Below are 25,894 nucleotides of genomic sequence, written 5' to 3'. Positions count from 1 at the left end.
CGCATTTTCGGCGCCCACGCGGCATCCCCCGCCGGCCCGGCCGGCCCCGCGGCGCCCCCGTGCGCCCACCCGCACCCCGGCACCGCCCGGCCCGCACCAGCCCCTCCGGAGTCACCCGTATGAAGCGCCACCTGATCTCGGCCGCCGACCTGACCCGCGACGACGCCCTCCTCGTGCTCGACACCGCCGAGGAGATGGCCCGCGTCGCCGACCGGCCGATCAAGAAACTGCCCACCCTGCGCGGCCGGACCGTCGTCAACCTGTTCTTCGAGGACTCCACCCGCACCCGGATCTCCTTCGAGGCCGCCGCCAAGCGGCTGTCCGCCGACGTCATCAACTTCTCCGCCAAGGGCTCCTCGGTCTCCAAGGGCGAGTCGCTGAAGGACACCGCGCTCACCCTGGAGGCGATGGGAGCCGACGCCGTCGTCATCCGGCACCCCTCCTCCGGGGCCCCGCACCGGCTGGCCGCCTCCGGCTGGATCAACGCCTCCGTGGTCAACGCCGGCGACGGCACCCACGAGCACCCCACCCAGGCGCTGCTGGACGCCTTCACCCTGCGCCGCCACTTGTCCGGGCCGGGCCGCGACCTGAACGGCCGCCGGATCACCGTCGTCGGCGACGTGCTGCACAGCAGGGTGGCCCGCTCCAATGTGCTGCTGCTGACCACCCTGGGGGCCGAGGTCACGCTCGTGGCCCCGCCCACCCTGCTGCCCATCGGCGTCGAGCGCTGGCCCTGCCAGGTCTCCTACGACCTGGACGCGGTGCTCGCCAAGTCCGACGCCGTGATGATGCTGCGGGTCCAGCGCGAGCGGATGAACGCCGCGTTCTTCCCCACCGAGCGCGAGTACGCCCGCCGCTACGGCCTGGACGGGCTGCGGATGGCGGCCCTGCCCGAGCACGCCATCGTCATGCACCCCGGACCGATGAACCGCGGCATGGAGATCACCGCCGAGGTCGCCGACTCGCCGCGCTGCACCGCCGTCGAACAGGTCGCCAACGGCGTCAGCACCCGCATGGCCGTCCTGTACCTGCTGCTCGGCGGCTCAGAACCGGCCGTCGCCCCCGCGGCCGCCACCGCCGCCACCCGCACCGAGGAGAGCAAGTGACCATGAGCAAGACCCTGATCCGCGGTGCCCGGCTGCTCGGCGGTGAGGCGCAGGACGTGCTGATCGACGGCGAAATCGTCGCCGCGGTGGGCAGCGGCCTCGGCACCGACGGCGCTGATGTCGTCGATGTCGTCGAGGCCGACGGCCTGGTGCTGCTGCCCGGCCTGGTCGACCTGCACACCCACCTGCGCGAGCCCGGCCGCGAGGACTCCGAGACCGTCCTGACCGGCACCCGGGCCGCCGCGGCCGGCGGCTACACCGCCGTGCACGCCATGGCGAACACCTTCCCCGTCGCCGACACCGCCGGCGTCGTGGAGCAGGTCTGGCGGCTGGGCCGCGAGTCCGGCTACTGCGACGTGCAGCCGGTCGGCGCCGTCACCGTCGGCCTGGAGGGCAAGAAGCTGGCCGAACTGGGCGCCATGGCCGACTCCGCCGCCCAGGTGCGGGTGTTCTCCGACGACGGCAAGTGCGTGGACGACGCGGTGATCATGCGGCGCGCGCTGGAGTACGTGAAGGCGTTCGACGGCGTCGTCGCCCAGCACGCCCAGGAGCCGCGGCTGACCGAGGGCGCCCAGATGAACGAGGGCACCGTCTCCGGCGAGCTGGGCCTGACCGGATGGCCGGCCGTCGCCGAGGAGTCCATCATCGCCCGCGACCTGCTGCTCGCCGCCCACGTCGGCTCCCGCGTGCACATCTGCCACCTGTCGACGGCCGGCTCGGTGGAGCTGGTGCGCTGGGCGAAGTCCAAGGGCTGGGCGGTGACCGCCGAGGTCACTCCGCACCACCTGCTGCTCACCGACGAGCTGGTGCGCACCTTCGACCCCGTCTACAAGGTCAACCCGCCGCTGCGCACCGAGGCCGATGTGATCGCGCTGCGCGAGGCGCTGGCCGACGGCACCATCGACTGCGTCGCCACCGACCACGCGCCCCACCCGCACGAGGACAAGGACTGCGAGTGGTCCGCGGCCGCGATGGGCATGATCGGCCTGGAGACCGCGCTGTCGGTGGTGCAGCACACCATGGTCGACACCGGGCTGCTGGACTGGGCCGGCGTCGCCGACCGGATGTCCACCCGGCCCGCCGCCATCGGCCGGCTCGCCGGCCACGGCCGCCCGATCGCCGCGGGCGAGCCCGCGAACCTGGTGCTGCTGGACCCCGCATACCGTGGGACCGTCAATCCCGCAGGCTTCGCCTCCCGCAGCCGCAACACCCCCTACGAGGGCCGCGAGCTGCCCGGCCGGGTCGTCGCGACCTACCTGCGGGGCCGCGCCACGGTCCAGGACGGGAAGCTCGCATGACGGCACCGACGCACCCCCACCCTCTCGCCCACCTCGCGCCCGCCGTGCAGGGCCGGCTCACCGCGCTCGCGGCCGACGGCGGCAAGCACTCCGCGAAGGTCACCCACTGGTCGGACCGGATCGGGTGGGTGGTCGGCCTCGGGCTGTTCGTCGCGCTGGTCTACTGGCTGATGCGCCAGGGCTGGCAGTGGCGCCGCACCCTGCAGGGCGGCCTGCCCGCCCTGCCGCAGCCGCCCGAGGAGCCCGGAGCCGCCCTGCTCACCCTGGCGGGCCGCTACCACGGCTCCACCACCGCCGGGCAGTGGCTGGACCGCATCGTCGCCCACGGCCTGGGCGTGCGCAGCCGGGCCCAGCTCACCCTCACGGCGCAGGGCCTGCTCGTGGAGCGCACCGGTGCCCCGGGCTTCTTCGTGCCCGCGGCCGCCCTGCGCGGCGCCCGCCTCGACCGGGCCATCGCGGGGAAGGTGCTCCCCGAGGGCGGCCTGCTCGTGGTCACCTGGGAGCACGGCGGCACCCTGATCGACTCCGGGTTCCGCTCCGAGCACGCCGCAGAGCACGCCGCCTGGGTGGCGGCCCTGACCCGTACGACCGGCGGCGACACGCGTCAGGCGCAGGGGGCACACGAGGAAGCACAGGGCGCCCCCACCGGCGCGGACACCGCCCCCGCCCGGGCAGCCGCCGCCACCACATCTGCCAGCACCACTGCCAGCACCACTGCCACCACTGCCGACGACAAGGAAGGCGCACGATGACGACCTCCGCACGGGCTGCCGGCGCACCCGCCGTACTCGTCCTGGAGGACGGCCGCACCTTCCGCGGCCGGGCCTACGGCGCCGAGGGCCAGACCCTCGGCGAGGCCGTGTTCTCCACTGGCATGACCGGCTACCAGGAGACCCTGACGGACCCCTCGTACCACCGCCAGGTCGTGGTGATGACCGCCCCGCACGTCGGCAACACCGGTGTCAACGACGAGGACCCGGAGTCCTCCCGCATCTGGGTGGCCGGCTACGTGGTGCGCGACCCCGCCCGGGTGACCTCCAGCTGGCGGGCCCGGCGCAGCCTGGACGAGGAGCTGGCCGCGCAGGGCGTGGTCGGCATCTCCGGTGTGGACACCCGCGCGCTCACCCGGCACCTGCGCGAGCGCGGCGCCATGCGGGTCGGCATCTTCTCCGGCGCCGCCCTCGCCCCCGACGACGCGCTGCTCGCCCGGGTCCGCCAGGCCCCGGAGATGACCGGCGCGGACCTGTCCGCCGAGGTCGCCACCGCCGAGCCGTACGTGGTGCCGGCGCTGGGGGAGAAGCGGTTCACCGTGGCCGCGCTCGACCTCGGCATCAAGGGCATGACCCCGCACCGCATGGCCCAGCGGGGCATCGAGGTGCACGTGCTGCCCGCCACCGCCACCGCGGCCGACGTCTACGCGGTGGGGCCGGACGGGGTGTTCCTGTCCAACGGCCCCGGCGACCCCGCCACCGCCGACCTCACCGTGATCCAGGAGGTGCTTGAGCGCGGCACCCCGCTGTTCGGCATCTGCTTCGGCAACCAGCTGCTCGGCCGCGCCCTGGGCTTCGGCACCTACAAGCTCAAGTACGGCCACCGCGGCATCAACCAGCCGGTGCAGGACCGCGCCACCGGCCGGGTCGAGGTCACCGCGCACAACCACGGCTTCGCCGTGGACGCGCCCCTGGACCAGGTCAGCGACACCCCCTTCGGCCGCGCCGAGGTCAGCCACGTCTGCCTCAACGACGACGTGGTGGAGGGCCTGCGGCTGCTGGACCGCCCGGCCTTCAGCGTCCAGTACCACCCCGAGGCGGCGGCCGGCCCGCACGACGCCGCCTACCTGTTCGACCGCTTCACGTCCCTGATGGAGGGCCAGCGTGCCTAAGCGCACCGATATCCAGTCCGTCCTGGTCATCGGCTCCGGCCCGATCGTCATCGGCCAGGCCGCGGAGTTCGACTACTCCGGCACGCAGGCGTGCCGGGTCCTGAAGGCCGAGGGCCTGCGGGTGATCCTGGTCAACTCCAACCCGGCGACGATCATGACCGACCCGGAGATCGCCGACGCCACCTACGTCGAGCCGATCACCCCGGAGTACGTCGAGAAGATCATCGCCAAGGAGCACCCGGACGCCCTGCTGCCCACCCTGGGCGGCCAGACCGCGCTCAACACCGCGATCGCCCTGCACGAGAACGGCACCCTGGCCCGCCATGGCGTCGAGCTGATCGGCGCCAATGTGGCCGCCATCCACAAGGGCGAGGACCGCGACCAGTTCAAGCAGGTCGTCGAGGAGGTGCGGCGCAAGATCGGCCACGGCGAGTCCGCCCGCTCGGTGATCTGCCACTCCATGGACGACGTCCTCGCCGGGGTGGACACCCTGGGCGGCTACCCGGTCGTGGTGCGGCCCTCCTTCACCATGGGCGGCGCCGGCTCCGGCTTCGCGCACGACGAGGAGGAGCTGCGCCGCATCGCCGGCCAGGGCCTGACCCTGTCGCCCACCACCGAGGTCCTGCTGGAGGAGTCCATCCTCGGCTGGAAGGAGTACGAGCTGGAGCTGATGCGCGACAAGCACGACAACGTGGTCGTCGTCTGCTCCATCGAGAACTTCGACCCCATGGGCGTGCACACCGGCGACTCGATCACCGTCGCGCCCGCCATGACGCTCACCGACCGCGAGTACCAGGTGCTGCGCGACATCGGCATCGCCGTCATCCGCGAGGTCGGGGTGGACACCGGCGGCTGCAACATCCAGTTCGCGGTCAACCCCGAGGACGGCCGGGTCATCGTCATCGAGATGAACCCGCGGGTCTCGCGCTCCTCCGCGCTGGCCTCCAAGGCGACCGGCTTCCCCATTGCCAAGATCGCCGCGCGCCTGGCCGTCGGCTACACGCTGGACGAGATCCCCAACGACATCACCGAGCAGACCCCGGCCTCCTTCGAACCCACCCTGGACTACGTGGTGGTGAAGGTGCCGCGGTTCGCCTTCGAGAAGTTCCCGGCCGCCGACGCCAGCCTGACCACCACCATGAAGTCGGTCGGCGAGGCCATGGCGATCGGCCGCAACTTCACCGAGGCACTGGGCAAGGCGCTGCGCTCGCTGGAGAAGAAGGGCTCGCAGTTCGACTTCGGCACCCCCGCCGACCCGGCCGCCAAGGACGAGCTGCTGGCGCGCGCCGGGGTGCCGACCGACGGCCGGATCAACACCGTCATGGCCGCGATCCGGGCCGGCGCCACACAGCAGGAGGTCTTCGAGGCCACCCGCATCGACCCGTGGTTCGTCGACCAGCTCTTCCTGGTCAAGGAGGTCGCCGACGACGTCGCCGCCGCCGAGCGGCTCACCCCCGAGCTGCTCGCCGAGGCCAAGCGGCACGGCCTGTCGGACGCGCAGATCGCCGCCGTGCGCGGCCTGCGCGAGGACGTGGTGCGCGAGGTGCGGCACAGCCTGGGCATCCGCCCGGTCTACAAGACGGTCGACACCTGCGCGGCAGAGTTCGCCGCCCGCACCCCGTACTTCTACTCCTCCTACGACGAGGAGTCCGAGGTCGCCCCGCGCGAGCGGCCCGCGGTGATCATCCTGGGCTCGGGCCCCAACCGGATCGGCCAGGGCATCGAGTTCGACTACTCGTGCGTGCACGCCTCCTTCGCGCTGCACGACGCCGGGTACGAGACCGTGATGGTCAACTGCAACCCCGAGACGGTCTCCACCGACTACGACACCTCCGACCGGCTGTACTTCGAGCCGCTCACTCTGGAGGACGTCCTGGAGATCGTGCACGCCGAGCAGCAGGCCGGGCCGGTGGCCGGCGTCATCGTCCAGCTCGGCGGGCAGACCCCGCTCGGCCTGGCGCAGGCGCTGAAGGACAACGGCGTGCCCGTGGTCGGCACCTCGCCCGAGGCGATCCACCTCGCCGAGGACCGCGGCGCCTTCGGCCGGGTGCTCGCCGAGGCCGGGCTGCCCGCGCCCAAGCACGGCACCGCCACGTCCTTCCCCGAGGCCAAGGCGATCGCCGACGAGATCGGCTACCCCGTCCTCGTCCGCCCCTCCTACGTGCTCGGCGGCCGCGGCATGGAGATCGTCTACGAGGAGGCGCGGCTGGCCTCCTACATCGAGGAGTCCACCGAGATCAGCGCCACCCGCCCGGTGCTGGTCGACCGCTTCCTCGACGACGCCATCGAGATCGACGTCGACGCCCTCTACGACGGCCAGGAGCTCTACCTCGGCGGCGTCATGGAGCACATCGAGGAGGCCGGCATCCACTCCGGCGACTCCGCGTGCGCCCTGCCGCCCATCACGCTCGGCGGCCACGACATCAAGCGGCTGCGCGCCTCCACCGAGGCGATCGCCGCCGGGGTCGGGGTACGCGGCCTGATCAACATCCAGTTCGCGCTGGCCGGCGACATCCTCTACGTCCTGGAGGCCAACCCGCGCGCCTCGCGGACGGTGCCCTTCACCTCCAAGGCCACCGCGGTGCCGCTGGCCAAGGCCGCCGCCCGGATCTCGCTGGGCGCGACCGTGGCCCAGCTGCGGGCCGAGGGGCTGCTGCCGGCCGAGGGCGACGGCGGCACCCTGCCGCTGGACGCGCCGATCTCCGTCAAGGAGGCCGTGCTGCCCTGGAGCCGCTTCCGCGACCAGCAGGGCCGCGGCGTGGACACCGTGCTCGGCCCCGAGATGCGCTCCACCGGCGAGGTCATGGGCATCGACGAGGTCTTCGGCACCGCCTACGCCAAGTCGCAGGCCGGCGCGTACGGGGCGCTGCCCACCAAGGGCCGCGCCTTCGTCTCGGTCGCCAACCGCGACAAGCGCGCGCTGATCTTCCCCGCCCGGGCGCTGATCGAGCACGGCTTCGAGCTGCTGGCCACCTCCGGCACCGCCGAGGTGCTGCGCCGCAACGGCATCGAGGCGCGGGTGGTGCGCAAGCAGAGCGAGGGCGTCGGGCCCGGGGGCGAGCCGACCGTGGTCACCCTCATCCACGAGGGCGAGATCGACCTCATCGTCAACACGCCCTTCGGCACCGGCGGCCGGCTCGACGGCTACGACATCCGCACCGCCGCCGTCGCCCGCGGCATCCCGTGCCTGACCACCGTCCAGGCGCTGGCCGCGGCCGTGCAGGGCATCGACGCGCTCAACCAGGGCGGCATCGGTGTGCGCTCCCTGCAGGAGCACGCCGCCCGCCTCGCCCAGGCCCGGGCCTGACACCCCGCCAGGCCCCACCGCCCCTGCCCGCGCACCACGAAAGCGACCGCATGTACCCGCTCTTCTTCCGCCTCTTCTTCCGCCGGATGGACCCCGAGGCCGCACATCGGCTGGCCGTCGGCTGGATCCGGCTGGTTGCCGGGGTGCCGGTGCTGCGCACCTTCGTCGCCGCCTACCTGGCGCCGCGGTTCAAGGAGCTGCGCACGGAGGCTTTGGGCTTGCGCATGCACGGGCCGGTGGGGCTGGCCGCGGGGTTCGACAAGAACGCCGTGGCGATCGACGGGCTGGCGATGCTCGGCTTCGACCACGTGGAGATCGGCACCGTGACCGCGCAAGGGCAGCCGGGCAACCCGCCCCGGCGGCTCTTCCGGCTGGTCGCCGACCGCGCGCTGATCAACCGGATGGGCTTCAACAACGACGGCTCGGCGGCTGTGGCGGCCCGGCTCGCCGCCCGCCGGGCGGTCTTCCGCACCACGGTGGGGGTGAACATCGGCAAGACCAAGACCGTCCCCGAGGCCGAGGCCGCCGCCGACTACGTCACGTCCACCGAGCGGCTGGCCGCCCACGCCGACTACCTCGTCGTGAACGTCTCTTCGCCCAACACACCCGGCCTGCGCAACCTCCAGGCCACCGACGCGCTGCGCCCGCTGCTCACCGCGGTGCGCGCGGCCGCCGACCGCGCGGTGCCGGACCGCCGGGTGCCGCTGCTGGTCAAAATCGCCCCCGACCTCGCCGACGAGGACGTGGACGCCGTCGCCGACCTCGCCGTCGACCTCGGGCTCGACGGCATCATCGCCACCAACACCACCGTCTCCCGGGACGGCCTGCGCTCCCCGCAGGCCCTGACCGCCGAGACCGGCGGACTGTCGGGCGCCCCGCTCAAGGAGCGCTCCCTGGAGGTGCTGCGCCGGCTGTACGCGCGGGTCGGCGACCGCATCACGCTGGTCGGGGTGGGCGGCGTCGAGGACGCCGAGGACGCCTGGCAGCGCATCCTCGCCGGAGCCACGCTCGTCCAGGGCTACAGCGCCTTCATCTACCGCGGCCCGCTGTGGATGCGCTCGGTCCACAAGGGCCTGGCCGCTCGCCTGGCCGCCAGCCCGTACGCCACCCTCGCCGACGCGGTCGGCGCCGAGTCCCGGAAGGTGCCCGCATGACGACCGACAGCCGCGGCCTCCCCGATGCCGAGACGCTCGCCGAGCCCTTCGGCGCCCGGCTGCACCGCGCGATGAACACCCGCGGGCAGCTGTGCGTCGGGATCGACCCGCACGCCTCGCTGCTGGCCTCCTGGGGCCTGGCCGACGACGTGGACGGCCTGGAGCGCTTCACCATGACGGTGGTGGAGGCGCTGGGCGCGACCACGGCGGTCTTCAAGCCGCAGTCGGCGTTCTTCGAGCGCTTCGGCTCGCGCGGCATCGCCGTCCTGGAGAAGGCGGTCGCCGAGGCCCGCGAGCGGGGCGCCCTGGTGCTGATGGACGCCAAACGCGGCGACATCGGCTCCACCATGGCCGCCTACGCGGCCACCTACCTCGATCCCGGCTCGCCGCTGTTCAGCGACGCGGTGACGGTCAGCCCCTACCTCGGCTTCGGCGCTCTGCGCCCGGCCCTGGATGCAGCCGCGCTCGCCGGCGCCGGGGTGTTCGTGCTCGCCCTGACCTCGAACCCGGAGGGCGCGCAGGTGCAGCGGGCGACGGCCGCGGACGGGCGGTCGGTGGCGCAGACGGTGCTGGACGCCATCGCGGCGGAGAACGTGGGGGCGCGGCCGCTGGGTTCGGTGGGCGCGGTGGTGGGCGCAACTTTGTCGGCCGCCGCGGCCGACCTCGCGGTCAACGGCCCCCTGCTCGCCCCGGGCATCGGCGCCCAGGGCGCCACTCCCGCGGACCTGCCGGCGCTCTTCGGCCCGGTGCTGGCGAATGTGCTGCCCAGCGTGAGTCGCGACGTGCTGCGGCACGGCCCGGACCCGGTGGCCCTGCGCGCGGCCGCCCGGCGCTACACCGAGGAGATCACGGCGGCGGTCGCCGGCCGGGCCTGAATCGGCGATCACCGGAGACGGATTCCGCCGGTATTACGGTCCGCCGATACGACGGGTAAACGATCGAAAAAAGGGCCGGATTCAACCACTCGGCGCATTGACCGCGATTCCCGTTCCGGTATGCCCCAAATATCCCGGTGGATTGATGCTGACCAGGACTTTTCCTCTGTTCTCGCTGACTTGGGCCGTTGGGACCGCTAGTCTCCGACTGAACGCGCCGTCCCAGGCGCGCCACAGGTCGCCCGGTGCCGCCGGGTGACCGGCACTCCGTATCCGATTGCTCTACATCCGAGGTGACGTAGGCGTGGCTCTTCCGCCCCTTACCCCTGAACAGCGCGCTGCCGCGCTCGAAAAGGCCGCCGCGGCTCGCCGGGAGCGCGCCGAGGTCAAGAACCGGCTCAAGCACTCCGGCGCTTCGCTGCACGAGGTCATCAAGCAGGGCCAGGAGAACGATGTCATCGGCAAGATGAAGGTCTCCGCCCTGCTCGAATCCCTCCCCGGCGTCGGCAAGGTCCGCGCCAAGCAGATCATGGAGCGGCTCGGCATCTCCGAGAGCCGTCGTGTTCGCGGCCTCGGCTCGAACCAGATCGCCTCCCTGGAGCGCGAGTTCGGCGGCACCCCGGCCTGACCGGGCCCTCGTCAGGGCCCGGTGGGCGCCGGGTCGGGGCCGCACACCCCGTCCGGCACCCGCCGCCGCGAGCGAGTCCGGTCCCGCCGCTCCCGGGAACCGGGGATAATCGCTTCATGAGCTCTCCAGTCTCCCCGGGGGCGGCCAGTCCCCTCGCCTCGCAGGGGGCTTCCCCGGCCCCCCCGGACGGACATCCGCGGCTGACCGTGCTCTCCGGCCCCTCGGGCGTCGGCAAGAGCACGGTCGTCGCCCACCTGCGCGCCGAGCACCCCGAGGTCTGGCTGTCGGTCTCGGCCACCACCCGCAGGCCCCGGCCCGGCGAGCAGGAGGGCGTGCAGTACTTCTTCACCGACGACGACGAGTTCGACAAGCTCGTCGCCAACGGCGAGCTGCTGGAGTGGGCCGAGTTCGCCGGCCACCGCTACGGCACCCCCCGGCAGGCCGTCCTGGACCGGCTCGCGGCCGGCGAGCCGGTGCTGCTGGAGATCGACCTGCAGGGCGCGCGGCTGGTCCGCGAGTCGATGCCCGACGCGCGGCTGGTCTTCCTGGCCCCGCCGAGCTGGGAGGAGCTGGTGCGCCGGCTCACCGGGCGGGGCACCGAATCGCCCGAGGTGATCGAGCGGCGGCTGGCCGCGGCCCGGGTCGAGCTGGCCGCGGAGTCGGAGTTCGACACCACCCTTGTCAACACCTCCGTCGAGGCGGTAGCGCGCGAGCTGCTAGCCTTGATGGGAATCGGGTGACCGCGGCTGCCTGCGGTCCACCTGTCCGGAGCGATCCGGACCCGATCACCGTCGTCCACAAGTAGGGGTAGGTAGAGCGTGTCCTCTTCCATCACCACGCCCGAGGGCATCATCAACCCGCCGATCGACGAGCTCCTCGAGGCCACCGACTCCAAGTACAGCCTGGTGATCTACGCGGCCAAGCGCGCCCGGCAGATCAACGCGTACTACTCCCAGCTCGGCGAGGGCCTGCTGGAGTACGTCGGACCGCTGGTCGACACCCACGTCCACGAGAAGCCGCTGTCCATCGCGCTGCGGGAGATCAACGCCGGCCTGCTCACCTCCGAGGCCGTCGAGGCGCCGCCGCAGTAGCGGCGGGCCATCACATCGCCCCACCACGGGCCCGGCGGAGCACCCGCCGGGCCCGTGGTGTGTCATGGGGGAGAGCGGGGGCCACGGGTCCGGGCCCACCGGTGACAGGAGCGGAGTGCAGGCATGGGCAAGCCACAGGTCGTCCTCGGCGTCAGCGGCGGCATCGCCGCGTACAAGGCGTGCGAGCTGCTGCGCCGGCTGACCGAGTCCGGGCACGAGGTGCAGGTGGTGCCCACCGCGTCGGCGCTGCACTTCGTCGGCGAGGCCACCTGGGCGGCGCTGTCCGGCAAGCCCGTCGCCACCCGGGTGTGGGACGACGCGCACGAGGTGCCCCACGTGCGGATCGGCCGGCACGCCGACCTCGTCGTCGTCGCCCCCGCCACCGCCGACGTGCTCGCCAGGGCCGCGCACGGCCTGGCCGACGACCTGCTGACCAACACCCTGCTCACCGCCCGCTGCCCGGTGGTCTTCGCCCCCGCCATGCACACCGAGATGTGGGAGCACCCGGCCACCCGGGCGAACGTGGCCACCCTGCGCGAGCGCGGCGCCGTCGTCCTGGAGCCGGCCGTCGGACGGCTGACCGGCGCCGACACCGGCAAGGGCCGGCTGCCCGACCCGGACGAGATCTTCCAGGTCTGCCGCCGGGTGCTCGCCCGCGGCCCGGCCCGCCCCGACCTCGCCGGGCGGCACGTGGTGGTCAGCGCCGGCGGCACCCGCGAGCCGCTGGACCCCGTGCGCTACCTCGGCAACCGCTCCTCCGGCAAGCAGGGCTACGCCCTGGCCCGCACCGCGCTGGCCCGCGGCGCCCGGGTGACCCTGGTCGCGGCGAACACCGGGCTGCCCGACCCGGCCGGCGCCGACGTGATCGCGGTCGGCACCGCCGAGCAGCTGCGCGAAGCCGTCGTCAAGGCCGCCGCCGACGCGGACGCCGTCGTCATGGCCGCGGCCGTCGCGGACTTCCGGCCAGCCGCCTACGCGGCCAGCAAGATCAAGAAGCAGGACGGGCAGGAGCCCGAGCCGCTGGCGCTGGTCCGCAACCCCGACATCCTCGCCGAGATCTCCGCCCGCCGGGCCCGGCCCGGCCAGGTCGTCGTCGGATTCGCCGCCGAGACCGACGACGTGCTCGCCCACGGCCGCGCCAAGCTCGCCCGCAAGGGCTGCGACCTGCTGGTCGTCAACGAGGTCGGTGACGGCAAGGCGTTCGGCACCGAGGACAACGAGGCCGTCGTGCTGGGCGCCGACGGCAGCGCCACGCCCGTACCGCACGGGCCGAAGGAAGCGCTGGCCGACCAGGTGTGGGACCTGGTGGCGGCGCGGCTGGAAACCGCCCCCTGACCCGCCCGGGGGACGGGCCAGCCGCCGTGGCCGCCGGAGGTGCCGCCCGAGTGCCGGGGGTGCCGCTGGGGTGCCGTTGGGGTGCCGCTGGGGTGAATCGCACCCCGGACGGCGGGCCGCCCGCTCGCCCAAGCGGCGGCATGCGCGCAGAGTGAGGTGGACGAGGGTGGACACAGCGCCCAGGCTGTGGCATATCCAAAGGACGAGATGCCAGGCCCGCCGGCGCGACGCGGACGATAAGCTTGCCGCGGAGCGCCGGGCGCAGCCCTGAGCACTCCGCAACGATCGAGCCAGCAGCCGCTGCAACCCCAGGGAGCGATGTGTCCCGCCGTCTGTTCACTTCGGAGTCCGTGACCGAGGGTCACCCCGACAAGATCGCTGACCAGATCAGCGACAGCATTCTGGACGCCCTGCTCGCCGCCGACCCGACCTCCCGGGTCGCGGTGGAGACCTTGATCACCACCGGCCAGGTGCACATCGCGGGCGAGGTGACGACCTCCGCGTACGTGGACATCGCCTCCCTGGTGCGCGAGCGGATCCTGGAGATCGGGTACGACTCCTCCAAGAAGGGCTTCGACGGCGCGTCCTGCGGTGTCTCGGTCTCCATCGGCGCGCAGTCGCCCGACATCGCGCAGGGCGTCGACACCGCGTACGAGAAGCGGGTCGAGGGCGACGACGACGACCTGGACAAGCAGGGCGCCGGCGACCAGGGCCTGATGTTCGGCTACGCCTCCGACGAGACGCCCGAGCTGATGCCGCTGCCGATCATGCTCGCCCACCGGCTGTCCAAGCGGCTGTCCGAGGTGCGCAAGAACGGGACCATCCCCTACCTGCGCCCCGACGGCAAGACCCAGGTCACCATCGAGTACGACGGCGACAAGGCCGTCCGCCTCGACACGGTGGTGGTCTCCTCGCAGCACGCCTCCGACATCGACCTGGAGTCGCTGCTCGCCCCCGACATCCGCGAGTTCGTGGTCGAGGTCGAGCTGAAGGCGCTGCTCGACGAGGGCATCAAGCTCGACACCGACGGCTACCGGCTGCTGGTCAACCCCACCGGGCGGTTCGAGATCGGCGGCCCGATGGGCGACGCGGGCCTGACCGGCCGCAAGATCATCATCGACACCTACGGCGGCATGGCCCGCCACGGCGGCGGCGCCTTCTCCGGCAAGGACCCGTCCAAGGTGGACCGCTCGGCCGCCTACGCGATGCGCTGGGTCGCCAAGAACGTCGTGGCTGCGCGCCTGGCCGCCCGCTGCGAGGTCCAGGTCGCCTACGCGATCGGCAAGGCCGAGCCGGTGGGCCTGTTCGTGGAGACCTTCGGCACCGCGAACGTCGAGGTCGAGAAGATCGAGCAGGCCATCAGCGAGGTCTTCGACCTGCGCCCGGCCGCGATCATCCGCGACCTGGACCTGCTCCGGCCGATCTACGCCCAGACCGCGGCGTACGGCCACTTCGGCCGCGAGCTGGACGACTTCACGTGGGAGAAGACGAACCGCGTGGACGAGCTGCGCGCCGCCGCGGGCCTGTAAGCGGACACTTCGCCGCCCCGCTCCGGGCGGCACCCCGAAGGCCCGGTCCCACCCACGCGGTGGGACCGGGCCTTCCGCGTGTACGCAGGTCCGTACGGCGGCGTGCGGGGCCCCCGCGCTTCCCGTGGCGGCAGGCGGCGTGCGGACGTACAGGTGCCGACGGCTCCTTGCGGCCCGGCGGACCGGCCGGTGGGCGGGGGATGTCCGTGCCGTCTGGTAGGAATCACATGGTGAGCGGCGAGAAGGGTGAGCAGGCGGGACGTCCGGGAGAGCAGGCACCGGGCGGGGAGCAGCTCGCGCTCATCCGGGAGACCGTCCGCAAGGCCAAGGAACCCCGGGCCAAGCCGCGCACCTGGCGCGGCGCCGCACTCGCCGAGGGACTGCCCGTCGCACGCGTCCTGGTGGACAAGGGCCTGGTCCACCTGGACCAGTTCTTCGACTACGCCGTGCCCGCCGCCATGGACGAGGACGCCCGGCCCGGCGTGCGGATCCGGGTCAGGTTCGGCGCCCGCGTCGTCAAGGGCCGCCGCGAGGGCGGCACCCTGCACGACGGCTTCATCGTCGAGCGCCGCGCCGACAGCGACTTCGCCGGCCCGCTCGCCCCGCTCGCCCAGGTGCTGTCCACCGAACCCGTGCTCACTCCCGCCCTGCTGCGGCTGTGCCGCCAGGTCGCCGACCGCTACGCGGGCGCGCTCGCCGACGTCGTGCAGCTCGCCGTGCCGCCCCGGATGGCCCGCGCCGAACGCGAGCCCTCGCCGGACCCGCTGCCCGACCCCGCGCCGCCCGCCCCCGGCCCCTGGACCCGCTACCCCACGGGCCCCGCCTTCCTGCAGGCCCTCGCCCGCGGCGACACCCCGCGCGCGGTCTGGCTCGCGCTGCCCGGACCGCACTGGCCGCTGGAGCTGGCCACCGCCGCGGCGACCGCGCTCGCCGCCGGACGCGGCGCCCTGGTCGTCCTGCCCGACGGGCGCAGCGCCGCCCGGGTGGACGCCGCACTGACCGCGCTGCTCGGCGCGGGCCGGCACGTGCTGCTCACCGCCGACGCCGGACCGGAGGAGCGCTACCGGCGCTGGCTCGCGGTCAGCCGCGGGGCCGTCAAGGCGGTGGTCGGCACCCGGGCCGCGATGTTCGCCCCCGTCGCCGACCTGGGGCTGGTCGCCCTGTGGGACGACGGCGACTCCAGCCACGCCGAGCCGCACGCCCCCCAGCCGCACGCCCGCGAGGTGCTGCTGCTGCGGGCCCGCGAGGAGCGCACCGCCCTGCTGCTCGGCGGCATCACCGGCACGGTGGAGGGCGCGCAGCTCGTGGACAGCGGGTGGGCGCTGCCGCTGGCCGCGGCTCGCGAGGAGGTACGGGCCGCGGCACCCCTGGTGCGGACCGTCGGCGACGCCGACCAGGCCCGGGACGAGGCCGCGCGCGCCGCCCGGCTGCCCTCGCTCGCCTGGCGCGTCACCCGCGACGCCCTCGCGCACGGGCCCGTCCTCGTCCAGGTGCCGCGCCGCGGCTACGTGCCGCGGCTCGCCTGCGACCGCTGCCGCGAGCCCGCCAGGTGCGCGGCCTGCTCCGGGCCGCTGGAGGTCCGCGAGGAGGGCGGCACGCCGTCCTGCGGCTGGTGCGGGCGGCCCGCCGCGGACTGGCACTGCCAGGAGTGCGGCGGTTTCCGGCTGCGGGCCAGCATCGTGGGGGCCCGGCGGACCGCCGAGGAGCTGGGGCGGGCGTTCCCGAAGGTGCCGGTACGGACCTCGGGGCGGGACACGGTGCTCGCCACCGTCGGTGCCGCGCCCGCGCTCGTCATCGCCACGCCCGGCGCCGAGCCTGTCGCCGACGGCGGGTACGCGGCCGCGCTGCTGCTGGACGGGTGGGCGCTGCTCGGCCGTCCCGACCTGCGGGCGGGGGAGGAGGCGCTGCGGCGCTGGGCGCTGGCGGCCTCGCTGGTGCGGCCGGCCGGGCAGGGCGGCACCGTCGTCGTCCTCGCAGAGCCGACGCTGCGGCCGGTGCAGGCACTGGTGCGGTGGGACCCGGCAGGGCACGCCGTGCGGGAACTCGCCGAACGGGCCGAGCTGCGGTTCCCGCCCGTGGCGCGGATGGCTTCCGTGACGGGGCCGCCGGCCGCTCTCGCGGAGTTCGCGGAGCTGGTGCGGCTGCCGGAGGGGACGGAGGTGCTGGGGCCCGTGCCGTATCGCGTGCCGCGGGCTCAGGGGGGTGAGGGGTGGGAGCGGTTGCTCTACCGGGTGCCGCCGGGGCAGGGGGGTGCGCTGGCGGCCGCGCTCAAGGCCGCGCGGGTCGCTCGTGCCGCGCGGGCGGCCCAGCTCCCGCTGCTGCTGCGGATGGACCCGCCCGACATCGGCTGACGGCTCCGCCGGTGCACGGGATCCTCCCGCACCCTGCGTACGAAGCGCACCGTGCAGCTCCCGCTGCGAGGGCCCCTTGCGCCCAAGGGCGCGCCGCTTTCTCCCGCCTCCGGGGTCCCCCGGCTCCCCGCCGCAGGGCTTCTTTTACGATGCCGGGTGCCGCGCCGATTGGGCTGGTCGCGCAGTTCCTCGCGCCCCTTTCGGGTGCCCGTCTGCCCGACGGGGCCCGTTGCCGTCGCAAGGACGGTGGCCTCTTCCCGCGCCGTTCCCCGCGCCCCCAAGAGCGGCCACCCGCCGTTGGGGTTCTGCCGGTCCCCGGCCGCCAGGCCGGTCGCTGGCTGGTCGCGCAGTTCCTCCCCCAGCGCTTCGCCTGGGGGTACCCCCAGCGCCCCTGGGTTGTACGGGGCTCGCTGTGCGCGCGAGGGGCAAGTTGTACAGGGGCGCGGGGAACTGCGCGGGAACAGGCCACCGGCCTTTGGACGGCAGACAACTCCCGTGGGGCAGACGGGTTGCCGTTCTTGGGGCGCGGGGAACTGCGCGACCAGCCAAAGACCGGCCTGGCGGCCGGGAATCGGGAGAAGCGCCTATGGCGGGCTGCCGTTCCATCGGCCCAATGACGTAGCACTCGGCGCCGTAAGAGGAGCGCTGCGGCGGGGAGCCGGGGGCGCCGCATGGCGAAAGAGGCCCTGGTACGGGGGTGCAGGGGGGACCCCCTGGTCACGGGTGGCGGGGGGTGGGGAGGCCGGGGGAGGGGGACTCCTCGTGGGGGCCGCGGGCCGCGGGGACCGTGGGAACCGCAGAGGCGGCGGCCGGCTCGGGAGGAGCCGGCCGCCGCCCCCCGTACCGCCGGTGCACCGCCTGCTTGGTGACCCCGAGCGCGGAGCCCACCGCGTCCCAGGAGAACCCGAGCGACCGGTCGAACTCCACCGCCGCCGTCACCAGCGTCTCGACACTGTCCCGCAGCTCCTGCGCGAGCCGCACCGTGGGCGCCGGCGCGCGCCCGTACACCACGAACCCCGCGGACGGCCCGCTGCGCCGCGGCCGGTAGACGTTGCCCAACTGGGCCGTGAGGGTGCGCAGGGCGTCCACCTGGCGACGGACCCTCTCGATGTCCCGCACCAGCAGGTGCAGGCTCGCCCGCGCCTGGGCGTCGGGAGTTGCGTGGTCGGGCATCTGAACGGGCCCCTCCAACCGGCGGTCTCTCGGCTCCGGGCACCGCGCGATCCGCCCGCGCGACCACCCGATATCGGTCAAACTCTCTTGACCAACGCGCCACCGCCCCACGGGTCACGCGGGGCGGGCGCGGCCCTCCTCCCGCAGGGCGCGCGCCGCCGCCCGCGCACCCCTTTCCGCGCCCCGGGACGCCCCCGCCGCGATCCCTCCGCGGCGCCCGCACGGCAGACCCTAGACTTGACCCCCACCCCGCCCCGACCCAGGAGACGACGCACGTGACCGTCAAGCCCATCCGCCTGTTCGGCGACCCGGTGCTGCGCATGGCCGCGCGGCCGGTCACCACCTTCGACAAGGAGCTGCGCACGCTCGTCAAGGACCTGACCGACACCATGCTGGAAGCCCCGGGCGCGGGCCTGGCGGCACCCCAACTCGGCGTGTCCCTGCGGGTGTTCACCTACAACGTGGAAGGCGAGCTCGGCCACCTGGTCAATCCGCAGCTGAGCCTGACCGAGGAGCGGCAGGACGGGCCGGAGGGCTGTCTGTCGCTGCCGGGGCTGACGTACGACTGCGTGCGCGCGTACGGCGTCGTCGCCAAGGGCTTCAACATGTACGGCGACCCGGTGACGATCGAGGGCACCCAGCGGCTCGCCCGCTGCATCCAGCACGAGACGGACCACCTCGACGGCATCATCTTCATCGACCGGCTCGACGCCGAGCAGCGCAAGGACGCGCTGCGGGCGATCCGCGAGGCGGAGTGGGGCGGCGCGGGCGCCCCGCAGGTCAGGATCTCCCCGCACGACACGTTCGGCCAGGCGCGGTAGGGCACCGCCCGGGCCCGCGGCGATACCCGACGCCGTAGCCCCGCACAGTCACGCCGCAGCCACCCGCAGTTCCCCGCAACCCCCGGTCCATCCGCCGCCGTACTCCTCGGCGCCCCCCTGCTGTCCCGCCCCCGCTCCACCCCGTACGTTCCGAGAGGCACCCCCGCAACGATGAAGCTCGTCTTCGCCGGCACCCCCGAGGTCGCCGTCCCCGCGCTCGACGCCCTGATCGCCTCCGAGCGGCACGAGGTGGCCGCCGTCGTGACCCGGCCGGACGCCACCGCGGGCCGCGGGCGCAAGCTGCTGGCCAGCCCGGTCGCGCGGCGGGCCGAAGAAGCCGGGATCGAGGTGCTCAAGCCCGCGCGGCCGCGCGACGAGGACTTCCTCGCCCGGCTGCGGGAGATCGCCCCCGACTGCTGCCCGGTCGTCGCGTACGGCGCGCTGCTGCCGAAGTCCGCGCTCGACGTGCCCCGCGTCGGCTGGGTGAACCTGCACTTCTCGCTGCTGCCCGCCTGGCGCGGCGCCGCGCCCGTCCAGCACGCGGTGATGGCCGGGGACGAGGTGACCGGGGCGAGCACCTTCCTCATCGAGGAGGGCCTGGACTCCGGGCCGGTCTACGGTGTCGTCACCGAGGAGATCCGCGCCACCGACACCAGCGGCGACCTGCTGGAACGGCTCTCGCACAGTGGGGCGCGGCTCCTTGCCGCCACCATGGACGGGATCGAGAGCGACGAGCTGGTGGCGCGGCCGCAACCGGGGGAGGGCGTCACACTCGCGCCCAAGATCACGGTGGACGACGCGCGGGTGGACTGGACGGCGCCCGCCCTGCACGTCGACCGCCTCATCCGCGGTTGCACGCCCGCGCCGGGTGCGTGGACGCTCATCGGGGGGGAGCGGCTCAAGCTCTTCCCCGTCACGCTCGCCTCCGAGGTCACCGGCCTCGCGCCGGGCGAGCTCGCGGTCGGCAAGCACGTGGTGCACGTCGGCACGGGGAGCCACGCGATTGCCCTCGGCGAGGTCCAGGCCGTGGGCAAGCGGCGGATGGCGGCGGCGGATTGGTCCCGCGGCCTGCACCTCCCGTCAGACGCCCGCCTCGGCGTCTGACGGCCACCCCCGTCCGGCTCCCCGCCGCGAGGGTTCTCCCGCACCCCGCCCACCAGCCCGGCCCTGGGCTCGTCGCGCAGTTCCCCGCGCCCCTTCGGCTACGCATCTGCCTGCACCTCGCCGTGCCCGTCTGCCAGCCCGCTGACCGGTTGCGCGCGCAGTTCCCCGCGCCCCTGGGTGGTACGGGGCTCGCCTTGCGCGCAAAGGGCAAGCTCAATAGGGGCGCGGGGAACTGCGCGACCAGCCAGGCACCGTGCGGCGCCCGGGAACGCGCGGAACCTCCAACGGCGGGTTGCCGTTTCTGGGGGCGCTGGGGGTACCCCCCAGGCGAAGCTCTGGGGGAGGAACTGCGCGACAAGCCCAAGGCGGGCTGCACGCGGCAACGGCGGGGAACCCTCGCGGCGGGGGGCCGAAGCCGGCGGGGCGGTTCGGGTGCGGGCGGGGGCCGCGGGGAAGGCCCGTGACGGGGGGCGTTTAGGCTGGGTGCGAGCCGTCGCACACCCCGTAAAAGAAATTCCGGAGCACTTTTGAGCGAGCAGCGCACCCGCCCCAGCCGCCCGCAGGGCAAACCGTACCGCCGCCCCCGCCGCGACCCCGTCAGGGAACTCGCCTACGAGGCCCTGCGCGCCGTGGACGAGCGGGACGCGTACGCGAACCTCGTGCTGCCCGGTCTGCTCAAGGCCGCCGCGGAGGAGGCCGCGAAGAAGGGCCGGGTGTTCGACCGGCGGGACGCGGCACTGGCGACGGAACTGGTCTACGGCACGCTGCGCCGCCAGGGCACCTACGACGCCGTGATCGCCGCCTGCGTGGACCGCCCGCTGCGCGAGGTGGACCCGCCGGTGCTGGACGTGCTCTCGCTGGGCGCCCACCAGTTGCTCGGCACCCGTATCCCCACGCACGCGGCCGTCTCGGCGACGGTCGAGCTGGCCCGGGTGGTGCTGGGCGACGGCCGGGCCCGGTTCGTCAACGCGGTGCTGCGCCGGATCTCCGCGCAGGACCTGGACGCGTGGCTGGCACAGGTCGCGCCCGGTTACGACGAGGACCCCGAGGAGCACCTGGCCGTGGTGCACTCGCACCCGCGGTGGATCGTCTCGGCGCTGTGGGACGCGCTCGGCGGCGACCGGGCCGGGATCGAGGAGCTGCTCGCCGCGGACAACGCGCGGCCCGAGGTGACGCTGGTGGCGCGTCCCGGGCGGTCCACCGCCGCCGAGATCGTGGACTCGCTGCCGGAGGAGTCGGCGGTGCCGGGGCGCTGGTCGCCGTACGCGGTGCGGCTGGCCGAGGGCGGCGACCCGGCGGGCGTGGCGGCGGTGCGCGAGGGGCGCGCCGGGGTGCAGGACGAGGGCAGCCAGCTGGTGGCCGCCGCCCTGGCCGCGGCCCCGCTCGACGGGCCGGACGCGCGCTGGCTCGACGGCTGCGCGGGCCCGGGCGGCAAGGCCGCGCTGCTGGCGGCGCTGGCCGCGCAGCGCGGGGCGGTGCTGGTCGCCTCGGAGAAGCAGCCGCACCGGGCCCGGTTGGTCGGCCGGGCGCTGGACGGCAACCCGGGGCCCTACCAGGTGGTCGTCGCCGACGGCACCCGCCCGGCGTGGGCGCCGGGCTCCTTCGACCGGGTGCTGGTCGACGTGCCGTGCACGGGGCTCGGCGCGCTGCGCCGCCGCCCGGAGGCGCGCTGGCGGCGCCGGGCCGAGGACGTCGGCGGCTTCGGCACCCTGCAGCGCGCGCTGCTGACGGAGGCGCTGCGGGCGGTGCGCCCCGGCGGTGTCGTCGGCTACGCCACGTGCTCGCCGCATCTGGCCGAGACCCGAGCGGTCGTCGCGGACGTCCTGCGCTCCGCCCAGGCCCCTTCCGCCGAACGCATCGACGCCCGCCCCCTCCTGCCGGGCGTCCCCGCCTTGGGCGAAGGCCCCGACATCCAGCTGTGGCCCCACCTCCACGGCACCGACGCGATGTACCTGTCGCTGCTGCGCCGCACGGCGTGAGCGGCCCGGCGGCCCCGTGCGCACCCGCGTACGGGGCCGCCGGCTGTCACGGTGTCAGATCAGGCTCCACTGCTGGTTCGCCCCGCCGTTGCAGGTCCACAGCTCCAGAGGGGTGCCGTTGACGTTGCCCGCGGGCTTGTCGCCGCCGGTGACGTCGAGGCACAGACCGGACTGGACGCCGGTGACGGTGCCGTCCGGGTTCAGGCGCCACTGCTGGTTGGCGCCGCCGTTGCAGGTCCACAGCTCGACCTTGGTGCCGGACGACGTCTGGTTGTCGTAGGCGTCCAGGCACTGCGTCCCGCCGTACAGGCGCAGTTCGCCGGCCGAGGTGAGGGTGACGGCCTGGTTGGCGCCGTCGTTGCAGTCCCAGATCTCGATGGTGGTGCCGGGGTCGGTGGCGCCGCCGGTGGCGTCGAGGCAGCGGTGCGAGGAGGCGCCCAGCAGCGGGTGTGTGGTGCCGGTGCTGCTGCCGCTGCCCGGCGAGACGCGGTACATCACGCTGCCGTGCCCGGGCACCGAGGCGGAGATGGCGCCGCCGCTGCTGGTGACGGCGTTCGACCACAGGTTGGTCAGCTTGTACGACGAGGAGGCGGGCAGGCCGACGGCTCCCGCGGTGGTGCTGATCGTGGCGGCCGAGGAGTTCTCGTTGAAGAGCACGACGGCCACATCGCCGTTGGCCAGCGGCTTCGCGAGCACGTCCAGGCCGCCGGAGGAGGAGACCTGGGTGCCCTGGCGGCCCAGCGGGTCCTGGTCCACCGCGATGACGGCCTTGTTGCCGTAGAGGGACAGGGTCGCCGGGGTGGCCTGGCGCAGGTCGGTGCCGGCGATCAGCGGCGCCGCCATCTCGGCCCACAGGCTGAACTCCGAGCGGTCCTCGGTGAACGACATGCCGTTGCCGACCTCCAGCATGTCCGGGTCGTTCCAGCCGCCGGGCCCGGCGTAGGCGGCCAGCTGCACGTTGCTGTGGTAGATCGACAGCATCGAGGAGAAGTTCGCGCTGATGTCGCCGGTGGTGCGCCAGAGGTTGCCGGTCGGTGCGCCCCACGTCCACACCGAGTCCTCGCCCCACTCGCACATGCTGAAGACGATCGGCCGGCCGGTGGCGGCCAGCGCGTCGCGCATGGCGTCGTAGCGCTGCTGCCAGGGCACGCCGGTGTTGTTGCAGTTGTCGTACTTCAGGTAGTCCACGCCCCAGGCGGCGAAGCTGTTCGCGTCCTGCTGCTCGTGGCCGAGGCTGCCGGGGTAGCCGGCGCAGGTGGCGGTGCCGGCGTCCTCGTAGATGCCGAGCTTGAGGCCCTTGGCGTGCACGTAGTCCGCGGTGCCCTTGATGCCGTCGGGGAACTTCGCGGGGTCGGGGACGAGGTTGCCCGCGGCGTCTCGGGAGTGGGTGAGCCAGCAGTCGTCGATGTTGACGTACGTGTAACCGTCGTCCCTCAGCCCGGAGGAGACCAGGTAGTCGGCGGTCTGCTCGATCAGCTGCTCGCTGACGTTGCAGCCGAAGGCGTTCCAGTCGTTGAAGCCCATCGGGGGCGTACGGGCCAGGCCGTTGTCGAGGGCGTGCGCGCTTTGCGCCGGGCCGAGCAGGAGCAGGGCGGGCAGCAGCAGGAGGAGCGCGGTCAGGGTGGCCGCGAGTGGATGGACCGGGCCGCGGGCGGGCGGCGGCGTGCGGAGCGAGGGGCGCATGGGCCTTCTCCAGGGGTGGGGGGAAACGCGGGGCGGTGCCGGAGCTGCGCGGGATCTGTTTCCTGGATCTGTTTCAACGTGCGCGGAAGTGTTGGAAGTTGACCGGTCGCAGTGTCGGCTTGTGATGGGGTCACGTCAAGAGGGTGCGCGGCGGGCGGCGTCGCCCGCAGCTCAGCGCCCGACGATGAAAGCCGAAAGCCGAAAGCTGCAAGCCGCTCGCCCCTGAGCCGGCGGCCGGCCGTGTCCCGCGCGCGGCTCACACCCGCGTGCGCGCCGCCTCGTCCTCCTGCGGCCGGGCCGGCGGGCGGCTCGGCCACCAGACACGGTCCCGCAGGTCCAGCGAGATGGCAGAGACCAGCACCGAGCGCACCACGAAGGTGTCCAGCAGCACGCCGAAGGCGACCGCGAACCCGATCTCGGCGAAGGCGACCACCGGCAGCGTGCCCAGCGCCGCGAAGGTGCCCGCCAGCACCAGGCCGGCCGAGGTGATCACCCCGCCGGTCGCCGCCAGGCCCACCAGCACGCCCTGCCGGGTGCCCCGCTGCCAGCTCTCCTCGCGGATGCGCGTCATCAGGAAGATGTTGTAGTCGATGCCGAGCGCCACCAGGAACACGAAGACGAACAGCGGGAAGGCGGTGTCCTCGCCCGCCCAATGGAACAGGTGGCGGAAGGCCAGCGCGCTCACCCCGAGCGCGGCCGCGAAGGACAGCACCACGGTCGCGATCAGCACCAGCGGCGCCACCACCGCCCGCAGCAGCAGGCCGAGGATGATCAGGACCACCGCCAGGATCAGCGGGATCAGCAGCTTGTTGTCCTCGTCGGAGGCGTGGGCGGTGTCCTTGAGCACCGCCGCCCCGCCGCCGACCTTGGCGTCGGCGCCGGGGATCGCGTGCAGCTCGCTGCGGGCGCGCTCCACGGTGCGGCGGGCCGCGCTGCTGTCCGGCCGGTCGGTGAGGGTGGCCTCCAGGTAGGCGAGCCCGTCCTTCACCGGCGCCACGCCCGGCGGGGTGCCGACCGAGGCGGGCACCACCCCGGGCAGGCCCGTCAGCGCCCGCTTGACCTGCGGGCCCTGTGCGGCGTTGCTGATCACCACCAGCGGCTGGCCGCCACCGGCCGGGAAGTAGCGGTCCTGGAGCCGCTGGCCCACCACCGACTCCGGGGTGTTGGTGAAGCCCTGCGCGTTGGACAGGCCCACCGCGTTCAGCGAGATCAGGCCGAAGGAGAGCGCGGCGAGCACCGCCACCGTCGCCGTCCACACCGCCCGCGGCCGGCGCGCGATCCGGCCGCCGATGCGCGCCCACACCCCCGTCGCCGTCGGTTCGGCCGAGCCCGTGTGCGGGATCACCGGCCAGAACACCCACCGCCCGACGATCACCAGCAGCGCAGGGAAGAGTGTCACCATCGCCGCCAGCGCGATCGCCACGCCCACCGCGGCCACCGGGCCGAGCCCGGAGGTGGAGTTCATCTCCGCCGCCAGCAGGCACAGCATGCTCAAGGCGACGGTGGCCGCGCTCGCGATGACCGCGGGCCCGGCCCGGTGCAGCGCCAGCGCCATCGCCTCGTGCCGGTCCTCGTGCCGGCGCAGCTCCTCGCGGTAGCGGGCCACCAGCAGCAGGCCGTAGTCGGTGCCCGCGCCGAAGACCAGCACCAGCAGGATGCCGGCACTCTGCGCGTTCACCGTCAGGCCCGCGTGCCGGGCCAGCAGGTAGATCACCGCCTGCGCGGTGAACAGCGCGCTCACCACCGAGACCACCGGCACCAGCAGCAGGGTCGGGCTGCGGTAGGTGATCAGCAGGATGACGACCACCACGGCCAGCGCGGAGTACAGCAGGGTGCCGTCGATGCCCTGGAACGCCTTGCTCTGGTCGGCGCCGAAGCCGCCCGGCCCGGTCACGTGCACGGCCACCCCGGGCAGGTTCCGCTCCGCCGCCGAGCGGATGTCGTCCACCGCGTCCGGCAGCTTGTTCCACCCGTTCTCGCCCACCACGATCGGCACGATCAGCTGCGCGGCCCGCGGCGCCTGCGCCCGGTCGGGCACCGGGCCGACGCTGCGCGAGCCGAGGATTCCGTGCGCGGTCAGGGACCGCACCGCAGCCGTGTTCGCCTGGATCTGCCGGACGTCGGCCGCGGTCAGGCCGCCGTCGCGGGTGAAGATCACCACCGCGGGCGCGGTCTGCGGCACGAACTTCTTCTGCAGGTCCAGCACCTGCGTGGACTCCGCCGAGCCCGGCAGCCAGCTGGCCGCGTCGTTCTTCTCCGCGTCCATCAGCTTGCTCGCCAGCGGCCCCAGCGCCACCAGCACGATCACCCACAGCACCAGCACGACCCACTTGCTGCGCCGCCCGCACACCAGTCGCGCCGCCCGCCCGGCTCCACTCGTCATGAACGCGTCCGTTCCTGGTCCGGTGGTCCCCCGTCACCCCGGTGCGCGAGGGCCCCGGGTGGTCGGCTCCCAGCATTCCACCGGGCCGTAGGGGGGCGCGCGGTGGTTGCGCCGATCCGGGGACGCCGGGTGCGCCGGATCCGGGTTCGCGCCGGGCCCGCACCGTGTTTGGCACCCCCGCCGCCGCATCTGCTT

At 74.0% G+C, this 25,894-nt stretch carries 19 protein-coding genes; 16 read left to right on the top strand and 3 right to left on the bottom strand.

What is annotated here, in order from left to right; translation table 11 throughout:
• Positions 1-119 precede the first annotated feature (119 nt).
• The 13 genes from BLR33_RS30085 to BLR33_RS30025 all read left to right on the top strand — a co-directional run bounded on the left by BLR33_RS30085 (position 120) and on the right by BLR33_RS30025 (position 16,556).
• Positions 120-1,106 (top strand): aspartate carbamoyltransferase catalytic subunit, encoded by a 987-nt coding sequence (locus BLR33_RS30085; protein ID WP_093787803.1) that lies wholly within the window; start codon positions 120-122, stop codon positions 1,104-1,106.
• 2 nt (positions 1,107-1,108) lie between these two features.
• Positions 1,109-2,404: a dihydroorotase gene (locus BLR33_RS30080; protein WP_093787802.1), complete on the top strand. Its 1,296-nt coding sequence runs from the start codon at positions 1,109-1,111 to the stop codon at positions 2,402-2,404.
• On the top strand, positions 2,401-3,156 hold the full coding sequence (locus BLR33_RS30075; RefSeq protein WP_245771756.1) for a PH-like domain-containing protein: 756 nt from the start codon (positions 2,401-2,403) through the stop codon (positions 3,154-3,156). Before BLR33_RS30080 ends, BLR33_RS30075 begins: the two co-directional genes overlap by 4 nt.
• On the top strand, positions 3,153-4,286 hold the full coding sequence (gene carA / locus BLR33_RS30070) for a glutamine-hydrolyzing carbamoyl-phosphate synthase small subunit (protein WP_093787801.1): 1,134 nt from the start codon (positions 3,153-3,155) through the stop codon (positions 4,284-4,286). Before BLR33_RS30075 ends, carA begins: the two co-directional genes overlap by 4 nt.
• Positions 4,279-7,593 carry a carbamoyl-phosphate synthase large subunit gene (gene carB / locus BLR33_RS30065; protein WP_093787800.1) on the top strand — a complete coding sequence of 1,105 codons (3,315 nt, stop codon included), beginning with the start codon at positions 4,279-4,281 and terminating at the stop codon, positions 7,591-7,593. The genes carA and carB overlap by 8 nt, the downstream gene beginning before the upstream one ends.
• A 50-nt stretch (positions 7,594-7,643) precedes the next feature.
• Positions 7,644-8,747 (top strand): quinone-dependent dihydroorotate dehydrogenase, encoded by a 1,104-nt coding sequence (locus tag BLR33_RS30060; protein WP_093787799.1) that lies wholly within the window; start codon positions 7,644-7,646, stop codon positions 8,745-8,747.
• Positions 8,744-9,622 (top strand): orotidine-5'-phosphate decarboxylase, encoded by an 879-nt coding sequence (gene pyrF / locus BLR33_RS30055; RefSeq protein ID WP_093787798.1) that lies wholly within the window; start codon positions 8,744-8,746, stop codon positions 9,620-9,622. Before BLR33_RS30060 ends, pyrF begins: the two co-directional genes overlap by 4 nt.
• Positions 9,623-9,926: 304 nt before the next feature.
• Positions 9,927-10,250 (top strand): integration host factor, encoded by a 324-nt coding sequence (locus BLR33_RS30050; RefSeq protein WP_073502779.1) that lies wholly within the window; start codon positions 9,927-9,929, stop codon positions 10,248-10,250.
• A gap of 116 nt (positions 10,251-10,366) precedes the next feature.
• On the top strand, positions 10,367-10,990 hold the full coding sequence (gene gmk / locus BLR33_RS30045) for a guanylate kinase (RefSeq protein ID WP_093787797.1): 624 nt from the start codon (positions 10,367-10,369) through the stop codon (positions 10,988-10,990).
• Between the two features lie 78 nt (positions 10,991-11,068).
• On the top strand, positions 11,069-11,341 hold the full coding sequence (gene rpoZ, locus BLR33_RS30040) for a DNA-directed RNA polymerase subunit omega (RefSeq protein ID WP_093787796.1): 273 nt from the start codon (positions 11,069-11,071) through the stop codon (positions 11,339-11,341).
• Between the two features lie 123 nt (positions 11,342-11,464).
• Complete coding sequence (coaBC, locus tag BLR33_RS30035; RefSeq protein ID WP_093787795.1) at positions 11,465-12,676, top strand: bifunctional phosphopantothenoylcysteine decarboxylase/phosphopantothenate--cysteine ligase CoaBC; 1,212 nt, start codon at positions 11,465-11,467, stop codon at positions 12,674-12,676.
• A gap of 320 nt (positions 12,677-12,996) precedes the next feature.
• Positions 12,997-14,205, top strand: a complete 1,209-nt coding sequence (gene metK / locus BLR33_RS30030; protein WP_093787794.1) for a methionine adenosyltransferase — start codon at positions 12,997-12,999, stop codon at positions 14,203-14,205.
• A 230-nt stretch (positions 14,206-14,435) separates the two neighbouring features.
• Complete coding sequence (locus BLR33_RS30025; protein WP_407639742.1) at positions 14,436-16,556, top strand: primosomal protein N'; 2,121 nt, start codon at positions 14,436-14,438, stop codon at positions 16,554-16,556.
• A 717-nt stretch (positions 16,557-17,273) separates the two neighbouring features.
• Here BLR33_RS30025 and BLR33_RS30020 read toward each other — a convergent pair.
• On the bottom strand, positions 17,274-17,729 hold the full coding sequence (locus BLR33_RS30020; RefSeq protein WP_093787835.1) for a hypothetical protein: 456 nt from the start codon (positions 17,727-17,729) through the stop codon (positions 17,274-17,276).
• 275 nt (positions 17,730-18,004) lie between these two features.
• Here BLR33_RS30020 and def point away from each other — a divergent pair, with 275 nt between their 5' ends.
• The 3 genes from def to BLR33_RS30005 all read left to right on the top strand — a co-directional run bounded on the left by def (position 18,005) and on the right by BLR33_RS30005 (position 21,633).
• Positions 18,005-18,550, top strand: a complete 546-nt coding sequence (def, locus tag BLR33_RS30015; protein WP_093787792.1) for a peptide deformylase — start codon at positions 18,005-18,007, stop codon at positions 18,548-18,550.
• 171 nt (positions 18,551-18,721) lie between these two features.
• A complete protein-coding gene (gene fmt / locus BLR33_RS30010; protein ID WP_093787791.1) occupies positions 18,722-19,654 on the top strand; it encodes a methionyl-tRNA formyltransferase in 933 nt (310 codons plus the stop codon).
• Positions 19,655-20,181: 527 nt separating this feature from the next.
• Positions 20,182-21,633 carry an RsmB/NOP family class I SAM-dependent RNA methyltransferase gene (locus BLR33_RS30005; protein ID WP_093787790.1) on the top strand — a complete coding sequence of 484 codons (1,452 nt, stop codon included), beginning with the start codon at positions 20,182-20,184 and terminating at the stop codon, positions 21,631-21,633.
• A 54-nt stretch (positions 21,634-21,687) separates the two neighbouring features.
• Here BLR33_RS30005 and BLR33_RS30000 read toward each other — a convergent pair whose 3' ends face one another.
• A complete protein-coding gene (locus BLR33_RS30000) occupies positions 21,688-23,316 on the bottom strand; it encodes a ricin-type beta-trefoil lectin domain protein (protein ID WP_093787789.1) in 1,629 nt (542 codons plus the stop codon).
• A 256-nt stretch (positions 23,317-23,572) separates the two neighbouring features.
• On the bottom strand, positions 23,573-25,699 hold the full coding sequence (locus BLR33_RS29995; protein WP_093787788.1) for an MMPL family transporter: 2,127 nt from the start codon (positions 25,697-25,699) through the stop codon (positions 23,573-23,575).
• Between the last annotated feature and the right edge of the window lie 195 nt (positions 25,700-25,894).

Origin of the sequence: Actinacidiphila guanduensis, from assembly GCF_900103985.1 — a bacterium.
Taxonomy (GTDB): Bacteria; Actinomycetota; Actinomycetes; order Streptomycetales; family Streptomycetaceae; genus Actinacidiphila; species Actinacidiphila guanduensis.
This window is presented reverse-complemented; position numbering and strand designations above follow the sequence as displayed.